Consider the following 12,934-nt stretch of genomic DNA (forward strand, 5'->3'; position numbering starts at 1 on the left):
CAGTTTAGTCAGACCCCTGGGTCAGTGGGCGAAATTCCCTCTATGCTTGGGTTTTGACTGGAGTTAGGGAGTCTAACCAATAATCAGTGTTCCAAGTCGGCGATCGCCTTGGGTACAGCGCTGGTCAACACATCTGGGCCCTGGGCGGTGACCAATACGTCATCCTCAATGCGGATGCCAATACCGCGCCATTGCTCCGGCACTTCCGGTTGTCCTTCCACGGGTTTTATGTCCGGGGCAATGTAAATACCTGGTTCCACGGTAAGCACTTGTCCTGGCTCCAACACTGTCCAGGTTTCCTTATCCTGTTTGTAGTTGCCCGCATCATGCACATCAAGACCCAACCAATGGCCTGTGCGGTGCATGTAGAAGGGTTTATATTTTTCTTCTTTGATAATTTCTTCCTTGTCCCCCACCAGCAGACCCAAATCCATTAGGCCATCCACAATCACTGACACCGCTGCATCATGGTATTGGTGGTAGGGATTGCCTGCTTGCACTGTGGCGATCGCCGCTTCCTGGGCATTTAAAACAATTTCATACAGAGTGCGTTGCTCCGGGCTAAATTTGCCGTTGACCGGAAAAGTACGGGTGATGTCACCGTTATAGTAGCCGTAGGAACAGCCGGCATCGATGAGCAGTAAATCCCCATCCGTCAAAGGGCAATCATTGTTGATGTAGTGCAAAATGCAGGCATTTTTACCCGCCGCCACAATGGAGGGATAGGCTGGACCCAAACCCCCTTCCCGCCGAAAAATAATTTCTAATTCCGCCTGGACTTGATATTCGTAGTGGCCAGGTCTGGCAAATTCCATAGCCCGCTGATGGGCGATTGCCGACAGGTCACAGGCCCGCCGCAACAGAGCTAATTCGCTTTCGCTTTTCACTTGCCGCAGGGGATGCACTAACCCATGGGAGTTAACCAAGGCCTGGGGACCATAGCCCCGCCGAGGATAGGCAGCCAATTGACGTTGCCAATGGTGGAGAATAGTTTTGTTTAACGCTTCATCTCGACCAAGATGGTAATGAATTTTGTCCGCATTTTCCAGATATTTTGGTAAATGCTCATCCAGTTCCCCAATGGGATAGGCAATATCTGCCTCAAAAGTTGATTGGGCCCCCTCCACACCGTAGCGAATGCCAGTCCAGGTTTCCTTAGCCGGATCCTTGGGCTGCACAAACAAAATAAATTGATGTTCTTCGTGGTGGGGCGCGAAAACGGCGATCGCCTCCGGTTCGTTGAAACCCGTTAGGTAGTAAAAATCACTATCCTGACGGAACACATATTCCACATCGTTGTGCATCACCGCCTGGGGGGCACTGGCAAAAATGGCCGTTCCCTGGCCTAGCTTGGCCATCAGGCGATCGCGACGTTGACGATATTCAGCGGAACTAACAACCGGGTGCATGGGCAAAAGTCGAACGGGCTAAAAGGTAATATCCCCATTGTACTGGTTAGGGAAAAAGCACGGCGGTGGCAGGTTTGCTCCTAAGATGCATGATCCTCAGGCTGTGGGGAGAATTTGCCCAATTTTGAAACTTCCGCCATGTTTCTACCGGGAAGGGGAATAATATTTGTCCAAAAGCAAAGATAACTTTTCGTAGGTGGCGGCGGGAAACTTATCCGGGGGGGTTAGCACCGCATACTGTAGGGCGCTGTGGGCAATGGAATCAAAGGGATTGACAGCCAATTGTTGAACCGTTTCCAGAATTACCCGTTGGGCATTGACCGCATTTTTTTGTAGGTTACCAATAACCATCTCCACCGTCACATGGTCATGGTCTGGATGCCAACAGTCATAGTCGGTTACCAAGGCCAAAGTGGCGTAGGCAATTTCCGCTTCCCTGGCCAACTTGGCCTCTGGCAGATTAGTCATACCGATGACAGTCCCCCCCCAACTGCGATATAAATTCGATTCCGCAATGGTGGAAAAGGCTGGGCCCTCCATACACACGTAGGTTCCCCGGTTATGGAGCGTTACCCCCTCCAGTTCCAAACTGGCGATCGCCGTGGAGAGACACTGGGCTAACTGGGGGCAAATGGGATTACCAAAACCAATGTGGGCGACAATTCCCTCGCCGAAAAAAGTGGAGATCCGCTGGCGAGTGCGGTCAATGAACTGATCCGGAACAACCATATCCAAAGGTTTTGCTTCTGCCTGCAAAGAACCCACCGCCGACGCAGAAATTAAATATTTAACCCCCAACTGTTTCATGCCATGGATATTGGCTCGAAAAGGGATTTCGCTAGGTAAAAGGTGATGCCCCCGGCCATGGCGGGCCAAAAAAGCCACTGGTGTCCCGGCCAATTCCCCTACAATAAAACTGCCTGAAGGCGCCCCAAACGGCGTATCAAGGGTTACCTCCTCAACATTTTTGAGGGCGTCCATTTGATACAACCCACTGCCGCCGATGATGCCAATTTGTGCATTTACCATGGTGGAATTCTTTCCTCATGAGATTGGTTCGACAATTAAACTGTCCAAAGCGAGGGAAAGGTTACATCCTCCTCTTCACAAAAATATGCCCCAATCCCTGGGGTGAGATAAGGACTCCCCAATAACATCCTTCCCACTCACTCCTAGGTAGCCCCTGGGAATCCCCCCCCTAAATATCCAAGAAGAAGATTCTCCCATGGCGATCGGAGTTTGTGAAAACTAGCTGGACAGCCAAATTAACTTAGTTTTTCAGGCTTAATCTTCATCCATATCATCACTGCTGTCATCACTATAGAGATTGTCATCTCCATCCATCAACTCAGCAATGTCCACATCTTCATCACTCATATTGCTGGTGGTACCCTCTTCAATTTCCCGATAAATCAAACGATTATTACTTTCTAGCCAGTCAATCAGGGACTGCTCACGGGTAACGGGTAAAACCGCCGCTGGCTCATAACGGGCTTCTCGACGGAGGGAAGGATTGTACATAGTGCTTAATGCCAACTATTAAATTATCTATTTTGAGCGACCCACCATTGTAGCAAAAATAGGATCCTAGTCAGGAACGGCTGGTAAATTTTGGATGAGCTGACGCAACACCTCGGTTTTTGTCCGCCCCTCCGCCGTACAGTAGCGCTCTAAATGAATCAAATCTTTTTCTGGTAAGCGAATCGTCAGCACTTTATCGGATTTCGGTTTTGTTCTAATCATTGCCCGCACAGAGTCCTTCTCTTTTCCCAGCATAGCAACTTTCAGTGGACTGACATGGCAATTTATAGGGCTTTGACGATTTCATTTGTAATAACAAAATAGTTATAAAGTTACGACAATATATTTAAAGTTAAATTACTTTGAGTTGACAAAAGCACGACGGGGAGTTATAATGGACTTATAGCAAGGCAAGTACTTGCTGTCGTTAGATGGAGGGTTATCAATGGATAGCCAAAATACAGCACTGGAAAAAGAAACCACTGCTAAAAATAACCGCGGTCAACATATCAGCGATGGAAGCGAGCTAATTCCCTCTGAAGTTGCCGCTAAGGGATTGACAGAGAGGGAAAAGCCTCTGACTCCAGAGTCAGAAATGAAAGAAAACAAGGGCAAAGCGAATGCGCCCTCTTCCCCCAACGTTGAGCCTGCTTACCGGGTCACCGATTCGGGTTTGATTAACGCTTACCCGGTTTCTCCCCCCGTATCAGAAATTGATCCAGGCTCTAGAAAACAGTTTAGACGCAAGTTAATTGGTTTCGGATTGGCCGCCAACCTGGCTTTAGCCCTAATTGTGGTCGCCCTATCCATCACTGGTAGATTCTAGTCCTGACCCAGGACTAGGCTGATTCAGTCAAATAAGCATTCTAAAAAACAACACTAACTGGCCCCACTGGTGTGATGCCGGGAGATGTTCTACATTTTCTTTCCGATCGCCAGCCGGTACAGCTTTCGTAGAAAACCTACAGTAAACAAAATCAGAGAGGATAACATTTATGTCCAACCCCACCACCATGACTGCCCAAGAAAAAGAAGCCTATAAAGAGAAGGTAAGAGCAAAAATTGACAAGCTCAATGCCCAGATTGATCAGATGTCTGCCGAAGCTAGAGAAAAAGCCGCAGATGCCAATGTTAACTATCAAAAAGCCCTCAAAGATCTTCAGGCCCAACGGGACGCTTTAATGGGGAAATGGCACGATCTTCAACAATCTGGTGAAGCAGCTTGGGAAGAATTACAAGCAGGCTTAGAAAAAAGTTGGAACGAATTGTCCAACACATTTGAGCAGGTTAAGAAACAGTTCTAGTCTTGACATTGCCATCGCCTATTACTGGGGAAGCGGGAATTACCTCTTGCTTCCCCTGTTTTTTATTTCTATTTCTGATATTTGCAAATGCAGCAGGCGATCGCTCTTCAGTCAAAAGCCAAAATATAAGTAAACAACAACAGAGTTAAATTTGAAAATTTTATTTTTTAACTACTTCAATCTCATTCCTAATAATGATTATAGTGATTAACTCAATCCCTAGAACGATGCAGTAATGGTGCAAGCCAGTGAACCACCGGTACCAGTATAAGTATTGCCTGTCTTCACCCATACACCAGGACTAAAAACGAATGCGCTGCTAGAGTTCGCCACCACGCTCATGCCACTAGAGAAGTTAATTGCTGGTCTGCCATCAACTGCCACTGTAACGCCCGTGCATGTTCCACTTCCGTTTAAAGTTGCAACTCCAGAAGCCGCCCGAGTAAAGGCAGTAGCAACAACTCGATAATTACCTGAGCTTGCTGAATTTCTGCCGGCACCAAGACCATCACTTGCTAACTTATCAGAACGACTAGTTAGCCTTAGCTCAACAAGGTTTGGGTTGCTATTATTGACACAGAGAAAAAACCCTGCACTTGGACTGGCGGGAAACTTAGTAGTTCCAGAAGCACACGTTTCGTTTCTCGCGGTTGCATTGGTGGTGATGGAATCTACAAGAATTGATTTTGTCCTGTTTGCAGGAGTGAGGTCTAGCTGTCCACTGGCATTCAATGGGGGACCACAACGGTAAATCGAACTAGGCCCCAACCATGGACTACCGGGAGGAGTTTTGGTATAGTAGACCACATTTAATTGGGAAGAAGCAATCGCTAAACCTATCACAAATTGCTCTCCGCTTGCCATTGCACAACTAACTGTACTAGTTGGTATATCGGCAGAATTTGTTGAAATAAAAGTCGCTTGCCTAATTTCGTCGGTAATAAAATCCGCGGCCCTAGTGGTATTGAAAACCAAGTCTCCAGAAACCTGGGAAGTGATATTGTCCTTGGTCATAATGACAATGGCAAACCCGACACCACTAACTACAAAAAAAGTCATAACTGAAGCAATCAAGAGCTCCAGTAAGGTGAAACCTTTTGATTTTTGTTCAATGCGGATTAACAAATACAACCAAATTTTCATAGCGAGTTCTCCTAAACATCTCTCTGGCAATGGGAAGACCCAATGGTGGGAGGTGCCTCCGAGTAATTACCAGTACGCATCATGCCAATCATATTTGACATTACTAAGCAATAGCGAATCCCCGTCACATTTTTTGACTCTATTACCATCGTACCTAAATTAGTCGAATTGCCCTTATAGGAAAAGCGAATATTAGGACCGGGGAAGTTATGATGGAATGCTACATTTTCCAGTGGCACTTCTCGATAGGGCAAACAGCCGCTGTACCTTGGATCATTATCAAGAAGGATCTTAGGGGGACTACTGCTGGGCGATAATTGCACTCGACATTCCTTGCCCATTTTAATGGCATTACGCTGGGCTTGCTGTAAAGTTTGCTTGAGGGTGTCAATCCCATTTCTAGTGTCCATTCTGGCCTTCATTCTCATAAATGACGGTATTGCCAAACTCGCTAAAATTCCCACTATCACTGCTACTGTTCCCACTTCAATCAAAGTCCAACCAAGTGATTTTTTTCGATGTCGATCAAACAGCTTGAAAAATAGGTAAAAAATAGTGCGACTGACCATAGGCTAACATCTCCGACGAGATCATTAGCTTTTAGTATATTTATTATCTCAAATAAAAACAGCGGTCCGGGAGATATCTCAGCAATTCTTCACGAAGCCAGAATTCTAATCTTCATGGGGCAGGGGTACAAGTCATTCCTTGATAATAACCGGAGCGCATAATGCCTATCCCGGAAGCTATCACAAGACAACGAGGTTCCAAGCTCGTTATTTCATGGGATAGAACTATAGTTTGGTCGGTTGACGCACTGGGATTGCCTTTGTAGGAGAATGTAACACTTGTGGTGCCAGAGGGAGATGACATTGTGATGCTCTGATTGGTTGGTATGCTAACCGGATTGGGAATGCAACCATTATTTGAACTTGCGCTGTTTTGCCTGATTGTTCTATTGGTAGTGTTAACATCCACCACACAACTGGAGCCTTTTTTAATTGCATTTCTTTGGGCTTCCTGAAATGCCCCCTGTACCTGGGCCATAGCCCCCCGGAGCTGATTTCTGGCCTGCATCTTGCCAAAGCTTGGCAAAGCCAAGGATGCTAAAATACTGACGATGACAGCAACCACTGCCACTTCTATCAGTGTCCATCCTTGGTGAGATGCCCTGGCGGGAGAGCTACAAAGGATTTTTGAAGGAAGCCTAGCACCATAACTTCTTGTCATCATGAACCATCCTCAACATAGATTATTTTTAAATCCGTTACCATCAATTTGCCTCGCCTACGGACCACAGGTAAGAGCGGCGGCCGGAAGAACTTCGGTGTAAAGACTGGCAAGAACATTTTTGTCGGCATCTGTAATTTCAGTGTTCCTAACGGTGTAGGTGATCTGAAGGACGTTGTTGGCTCCGGTGGTATTTCGACTTAAACTTGCGTTGCGACCCAGTATTTGTCTAGTGTTTGTTGTAGTCGCTGGGTTTGTAGAATTTGCCAGCCCAGAATTTGCAGCACTGGCCGTATTAAACTTCGCACCGACTGTACTATCAGAACAGCCATTGTTGGCGGCAGGGTTAAAATTTGCAGCTAACGCTCTCACCCGCTCTAAATCTTCCCTAATCCAATAGCCTGCCTCAGCCTGTCTTTCTGCTTTAACCCGCATTACTGTTGCCATCACCATGGCATTTAGAGTTCCCGTCAGAAACAAAAAGGAGATCATCAAGGCAATCAGCACTTCAAACATGGTGAAGCCCCGATCGCCATCACTGTCACTTTTGTGATGGGCAGATGGAGACTGACGAATCAAATTCCACAGCAAGGCACTGCGGGGTCGAAATGAGGGTGAAATAGCGTTGAACATAGCTGAACCTAACGAGAAATAAAACCCTGGGGGGGGCATATCGTGGCCGATAGGATTACTCTAACACCATTCCTTATGGAGTGACCCAGCACACATTCAGCATAAACACGTATTATTTTAAGCCTTAGCTAAAGATCCTTGGGAAAAATTCGGAGGTCGCTGTAATTGTTGAGACAAATCTTTACCATGCTCAACCATCAAGCCAGCACAAAGGGCAGAGCGGGGGGCGAATAATGATAATTCATCCGGGGAAGCAAAATAAAGCCAACGGCTATGACTGGCTAAAGCTGTCATACTTTCTGCCCTACTAGTAAGCAATAACAGAGGAATCTTTTGGGGTAGTTCATGCTGGACTGCTTCGTTCATTTGCACCGCTGCCAGGGCTTCTAATACCGATCGCCCACCTGAGATTAAGCCAGCCCCCGCTGTCCAGAGTCGTACATTCAACTGGGCTCGCACAGCGTAGAAGTAGAGGGAAGCCGCTGCAATGACGGCCTGCTCAAAAATTTCTGCTTGCCATAAAGCACCACTATCAAGACAAATGACCAACTCCTGCCCCCCCGTCACTACTTCTAATTCCCGCACCATAAATTGGTCAAATCGGGCACTACTGCGCCAATGGATCAGTCTGGTGGGATCACCAAAACGGTAGGCCCGCAAAGTTTTAGTCATTCCCTCCGTCGCAGCTTGGTAATGGCGATCGCTATATATCCGGTCTTGATCCTCCGCCCCAATGGCATCCACCAAAGGACATTGCTGAAGCTTGAGCACCTGGGGATACACAATAGCCTTGGCAGGAACAGACTGACTACGGCGACACCAAAATAAACCTAAAGGAGTGCCGGTGCGTAACTGTAAATCTTGCCAGTGGTACACCCCCCGTTTTTGAGTAGGCTGGAAATAGCTCCATTGGTAAAAATCCTTGGGGGGCACAAGTTCGATCGCCTTACCTTGAGGCCGTCCTAGTTCCGAGGGCAATAGATCCCACACCTGGAGTAAACTTTTGGGTTGCTTGTGGTTATTGTGGAGCCGGAGGGTAATGGTCAAATCCTCCCCCGCACTCACTGGCTGGATCGGAAAACGCTCTAATTCCAACTGCCGGATCGATCGCCTGGGGAGAATGGCAGCAATGATCAACAGAGCAAAACTAATGCCACTGATGACATAAAGCCAACCAGCCATGGAGTTAGTGGCGGCACCAAATAGGCAGATGGCCAGCACCAAAAGTAACCAGCCAGCATAGGAAGGGGTCACCCAACGCCTTTCCAACCAATCAGCAAAATTCAATGATTTCATATATTTTTATCAATGATTTCATATATTTTTATTTGTCAAGATCCAGATTTTCCATCTCCGACAAAAACTGTTCCATAGTTAAATCTTCAAACAAGTCCCTCCGCTCCTCCGTATAGTTTCCGTATCCCATCGAAAACTGATTCAAAAAACGGATCGTATTGGAGATACCAACCTCTTTAAAGAGAATTTCTATGGCTTGTTGGGTGATTTCGCTGAGATTTTTCGTTTCAGTAATCATTAAGAGAACTCCGCAATTAATTCTAAAGGAGAAACAACTTTGGTTGGTCTGGTATCCAAACTTTTGGCTCGTTTCAAAAATCTATCGTCACAGGTGCAAAAGTATTTTGACTCTGCTTTAATTGAGAAGGCTAAATGTAGTGCATCCAAAGTTTTGATCCCCATACCCTCAAGCTCCTGTGCGTACTGTGCAATGTCGGCGCTCCCTGGCACAAACACATCTGTCTTCAACAAAATTTCTGCAATATAAGCCTTTCTAATTGGTGATCTGATTTTATTTGCTTCAAACACCAAAGCTGGCGAAGAAACCAATTTAACTTGCCCTGATTCCCAAAGTACGAGGACATTCAAAATTGCTTCAGCTTCAACTGCTACCCTGATATGTGTTCTGGCATCTAGAGGACGCTGTAAAGTACACATATCGAGGTAAATTAGCATTAAAATTCACCGATCAAATTCTAATCAAAATAGAACAGAGTGACCAGTTTTCTTTGTTCCTCCGCTTCCGCACAGGTCTGCAACAGGGTGTGACTCTCGTGGAAAGCAAAGCAAATCAACTGCTGGCAACGGCTGACAATTTCTCGGTTACAAATGGTACTCGCTTCCCCCAGGGAAAGGCTATCATTTTCGGTATTTTCCACCAGATGAATCACTTGCCCCAACTGATTACGGGACTCCCTCGGCTGGCGGTCTAAACTTTGGGGCAAAATTACCGTGAGCAAATTAGGATCGGCCCGCATGGCTCCCTTAATAACAGCGGAGTTGGTGCCCGTAGCACCGGATGTGACCAGGTGATTGCCGCCCAAAACCAAGGCATAGCTCATCATTTCGATCAAGTGTTGGTGGGTTATCGGCACATGGCGAGATCCCAACAGGGCAATGCGTTTAGAACCAGTTTGCTGAATAGCGGCCAGTTCCTGCGCTAAGGTATCTAGGGTAGGGATATTAACAACTTGGCTCAAAGACGCTCTCTTCAAAGGCTGTGGTGACCGCTGTTATTGTAACAAACTGATTGCCGGATGGCGACGCGATCCCCAAATTTGCCCTAAAACTGTTTTAGCAATTCTCTCCCCATGGCTTGGTTTCCCCTTTGGCAACGGTGGCTTCAATGGTTACGGTCCCGACACTATGGCCGCACTGCCATCGATAGCCGTTATGCGATCGCCGAAGCCTGTGTGATTGGATTTGTCTCTGCTCTGGCGGCCTTGGTGATCAAAAGTGGAGTTAATTGGCTGGGGTCTACCCGTTTAAGCTTAGCCGATACCTACGGGGCCATTTGGGTGTTGCCCTGCTTTGGTTTGGTATTTGGTAGTTTAGCGGGGATATTGATCGAACAATTTTCCCGGCCGGCGGGGGGCGGCGGCATTCCCCAGGTCAAGGCGGCTCTGGCCCGCTATCCCATTCCCCTGAACTGGCAAGTGGCCGTGGTGAAACTGGTGGGTACGGTGCTGGTGTTGGGGGGAGGCATGACCTTAGGACGGAGAGCCCCCACGGTGCATATTGGTGCGGCCTTGGCGGCCCAATTGAGTCGTTGGTTTCCCACTTCCCCGGAACATCGTCGGCAAATGATTGCGGCCGGGGCGGCGGCAGGACTAGCCGCGGGTTTCACCACTCCCATTGCGGGGGTTTTGTTTGTGGTGGAAGAGTTGATGCGGGATGTGTCCAGCTTGACCCTGGAAACGGCGATCGTGGCTTCCTTTGTGGGGGCTGTCACCTCTTTGGTGTTTCAATCCAGTGATCTTAATCTGGCCCACAGCTTGGGTAATAGTCCAAAGGTGGATTTCACCATGGCGGAAATTCCCTTCTATCTATTGTTGGGGATTTTGGCGGGAATTTTGGGGGTGTTGCTCAACCGCAGTATTCTCTCCTTACAAAGCTGGCAAAGAAAACAAAACCTATCCCTAGCTATTCGCATTGGGGTAGTGGGGTTAATTTCTGGAGTGGCGATCGCCCTCTTGCCAAGCTTTTTTAGGGACAATGCGGGACTGAGGGAATTTGTCACCTCTGGGGAACTGAGTTGGCATCAGGTGATTTTGACCCTAGTGGCCCATTTTATTTTGACCATTTTGGCCTACAGCACCGATGCGCCGGGGGGACTGTTTGCGCCGGCCCTGGTAATGGGTTCTGCCTTGGGCTATCTAGTGGGGGAATTTGGTAATCATTGGCAAGACCAGATCACTCAAACCACCTTTGCGTTGGCGGGGATGGGGGCGTTTTTTACCAGTGTGGTGCGGGTGCCGGTGACGGCGATCATCATTGTGTTTGAATTAACCGGCAACTTTAATGTGGTGTTGCCCCTCATGGTGGCCTGTGCCACCTCCTATCTAGTGGCGGAAAGTCTATTTCCCCGTTCTCTTTATGACCATTTACTGGAAACCAAGGGGATCTTTTTAGCGGAGGAAAAGCCAGACCACGACTTTTTGGCCGATATCCGGGCCCATCAGGTAATGAAAACCGATGTGGAAAGCTTAGAGCAGAGTTTAACCTTAGCCCAGGTGCTGCCAATTATGTCCAATTCCCATCACCGGGGTTTTCCTGTGGTGCAGGGGGGAAAATTGGTGGGGGTATTTACCCAAACGGATTTGGCCAATGCGGCCCAGGAGTCGGTGCACATTGCCCTAAAGCAAATCATGACCCCCAATCCGATCACCGTGGACCCGGAAGCGCCCCTCAGTGATGTGCTTTATTTACTCAACCGCTATCAACTTTCCCGCTTGCCGGTGGTGGAAGGGGATAACAAATTGGTGGGTATTATCACCCGCACAGACATTATTCGCGAAGAGGTGAGTCAGCTGGGCGGGCAAATTATCCATCCTCCCCATCCTGCCTACAGCGTTTACCAAACCCGATCGCCATTGGTGGGGGAAGGGCGTATTTTGTTACCGATCCGAGACCCCAACAGCGCCTTGGTGTTATTCCAAATTGCGGCGGCGATCGCCAAAAAGCAAAACTACGAAATTGACTGTTTGCAGGTAGTGAAGGTATCCAAGGCCCAATCCCCTTCTGTACAACGGGTGCAATGGCAGAGGCAACGGCAACTGATGCAAAAATTGGAGCGCATTGCCCGGCACCAAGGGGTGTTGCTCCACACGGAAATCAAACTAGCCTTCAGCGTTACCGACACCATCCTTGACACCATCAGAACCCGCCACAGTGACTTACTCATTCTGGAGTGGCAAGGGGAAATGCCCATTGGGGGACAAATTTTCGGTGCCATCACCGATCGCCTCATTGACCAGGCTCCCTGCTCTTTGTTGATGGTCAAACAGGGCACCAATGTCCATGCCTATCCCCGTTACCTCTCTCCCATGGCCCACTGGTTAATGCCGGTGGCGGGGGGTCCCAACATTGAGCAGATGCTGAGCCTATTGCCGGCGCTGTTTTCCCTCTACCCAGAAGAAAATAATCCCCAACTGTTAATCTCTAAGGTCTATCTGCCTCACCAGTCCCAGCGCTACGATCCCTTTTATGACCTGAAAACTTTGGCGGAACGGTGGGCGGAACAGTTACAACGCCCGATTATTCCCATTCCAGTTTGCTCCACTTCCATCGCCGATGCCCTCAGTGACCTGGCGGAAATGCGCCAATGTGCGGCGATCGTGCTGGGAGCTAGTCGGGAAGGGCTGCTGAAAAATGTCATCCACGGCAATCTACCGACTCAAATTGCCACCCAAACCAACACCACCGTGTTTATCTTTCGGGGGCCAGTGGATACTCCTCCGGCGATCGCCCCTCCCCTGGCAGACCAGTTGGCTGAGTAATTAACAATAAAAATTACTGCGGTCTAAAACGACTTCCCCATGGTCTGGAACCCAGGCAACCCAAGTGGTAGCAGAATTCTGACAAAGCAACTTCGCTTCATCAAAAGCATAATCCCCAGGAGTCTCCAGCAGTTTTACCCAGGTGTCTCGGTTATACGTAATATGACAAAAAGCATGCCAACCCACAGCCATATCATTGACCGGCATTGAAGCCGTTGCATTAAACAGGTTCGTTTGTGGCGACATAAGTCCTCTCCGTTTTACTAACCAGCAAAATCCGTCTAGAAAACCTTCCCTGCCCAATCCTTCCTAGGGATTTTCCGGTGGGCTGCTATCTAACTCCTCCATCCAGTTCCCAAAAAGACGGGAAACTTTAGGGACAGACTTTAGACCCCACCAA

Annotated in this window: 15 protein-coding genes; 3 read left to right on the forward strand and 12 right to left on the reverse strand. The window is 48.1% G+C overall.

The genetic code is table 11. The features are described 5' to 3' along the window. Positions 1–83: 83 nt before the first annotated feature. The 4 genes from H6G45_RS11215 to H6G45_RS11230 form a co-directional block, all read right to left on the reverse strand. A complete protein-coding gene (locus H6G45_RS11215; RefSeq protein ID WP_190598523.1) occupies positions 84–1,409 on the reverse strand; it encodes an aminopeptidase P N-terminal domain-containing protein in 1,326 nt (441 codons plus the stop codon). A gap of 144 nt (positions 1,410–1,553) precedes the next feature. After that, positions 1,554–2,438, reverse strand: a complete 885-nt coding sequence (locus H6G45_RS11220; RefSeq protein WP_190598524.1) for an S-methyl-5'-thioadenosine phosphorylase — start codon at positions 2,436–2,438, stop codon at positions 1,554–1,556. Positions 2,439–2,693: 255 nt separating this feature from the next. Next, positions 2,694–2,930, reverse strand: coding sequence for a DUF3134 domain-containing protein (locus tag H6G45_RS11225; protein WP_190598525.1), 237 nt, complete (start codon positions 2,928–2,930; stop codon positions 2,694–2,696). 66 nt (positions 2,931–2,996) lie between these two features. Then, positions 2,997–3,152, reverse strand: a complete 156-nt coding sequence (locus H6G45_RS11230; protein ID WP_228016907.1) for a ribbon-helix-helix protein, CopG family — start codon at positions 3,150–3,152, stop codon at positions 2,997–2,999. A 223-nt stretch (positions 3,153–3,375) separates the two neighbouring features. Here H6G45_RS11230 and H6G45_RS11235 point away from each other — a divergent pair, with 223 nt between their 5' ends. After that, complete coding sequence (locus tag H6G45_RS11235) at positions 3,376–3,756, forward strand: hypothetical protein (protein WP_228023949.1); 381 nt, start codon at positions 3,376–3,378, stop codon at positions 3,754–3,756. Positions 3,757–3,925: 169 nt separating this feature from the next. Beyond that, the gene (locus tag H6G45_RS11240) at positions 3,926–4,234 is read left to right on the forward strand and encodes a hypothetical protein (protein ID WP_190598527.1); all 309 of its coding nucleotides are present in this window, start codon (positions 3,926–3,928) and stop codon (positions 4,232–4,234) included. Between the two features lie 219 nt (positions 4,235–4,453). Here the strand turns inward: H6G45_RS11240 and H6G45_RS11245 are convergent, their stop codons facing one another. From H6G45_RS11245 to H6G45_RS11280, 7 genes are all read right to left on the reverse strand, one after another. Next, positions 4,454–5,377 (reverse strand): hypothetical protein, encoded by a 924-nt coding sequence (locus H6G45_RS11245; protein WP_190598528.1) that lies wholly within the window; start codon positions 5,375–5,377, stop codon positions 4,454–4,456. 11 nt (positions 5,378–5,388) lie between these two features. Further along, positions 5,389–5,787 carry a hypothetical protein gene (locus H6G45_RS11250; protein WP_228016911.1) on the reverse strand — a complete coding sequence of 133 codons (399 nt, stop codon included), beginning with the start codon at positions 5,785–5,787 and terminating at the stop codon, positions 5,389–5,391. Between the two features lie 877 nt (positions 5,788–6,664). Then, a complete protein-coding gene (locus H6G45_RS11260; protein WP_242018142.1) occupies positions 6,665–7,240 on the reverse strand; it encodes a prepilin-type N-terminal cleavage/methylation domain-containing protein in 576 nt (191 codons plus the stop codon). Positions 7,241–7,357: 117 nt separating this feature from the next. Beyond that, positions 7,358–8,536, reverse strand: coding sequence for a DUF58 domain-containing protein (locus H6G45_RS11265; RefSeq protein ID WP_190598532.1), 1,179 nt, complete (start codon positions 8,534–8,536; stop codon positions 7,358–7,360). Positions 8,537–8,564: 28 nt separating this feature from the next. Beyond that, positions 8,565–8,774: a hypothetical protein gene (locus H6G45_RS11270; protein WP_190598533.1), complete on the reverse strand. Its 210-nt coding sequence runs from the start codon at positions 8,772–8,774 to the stop codon at positions 8,565–8,567. Further along, positions 8,774–9,211, reverse strand: coding sequence for a PIN domain-containing protein (locus H6G45_RS11275; RefSeq protein ID WP_199309716.1), 438 nt, complete (start codon positions 9,209–9,211; stop codon positions 8,774–8,776). Before H6G45_RS11275 ends, H6G45_RS11270 begins: the two co-directional genes overlap by 1 nt. Before the next feature lie 20 nt (positions 9,212–9,231). Beyond that, positions 9,232–9,735 (reverse strand): DNA recombination-mediator protein A, encoded by a 504-nt coding sequence (locus H6G45_RS11280; RefSeq protein ID WP_190598534.1) that lies wholly within the window; start codon positions 9,733–9,735, stop codon positions 9,232–9,234. Positions 9,736–9,846: 111 nt separating this feature from the next. Between H6G45_RS11280 and H6G45_RS11285 the strand changes: the two genes are divergently transcribed. Beyond that, positions 9,847–12,534 (forward strand): chloride channel protein, encoded by a 2,688-nt coding sequence (locus H6G45_RS11285; RefSeq protein WP_190598535.1) that lies wholly within the window; start codon positions 9,847–9,849, stop codon positions 12,532–12,534. Here H6G45_RS11285 and H6G45_RS11290 read toward each other — a convergent pair whose 3' ends face one another. After that, positions 12,535–12,780 (reverse strand): hypothetical protein, encoded by a 246-nt coding sequence (locus tag H6G45_RS11290; protein WP_190598536.1) that lies wholly within the window; start codon positions 12,778–12,780, stop codon positions 12,535–12,537. Between the last annotated feature and the right edge of the window lie 154 nt (positions 12,781–12,934).

It is taken from the genome of Synechocystis sp. FACHB-383, assembly GCF_014698605.1.
Taxonomy (GTDB): Bacteria; Cyanobacteriota; Cyanobacteriia; order Cyanobacteriales; family Microcystaceae; genus Synechocystis; species Synechocystis salina.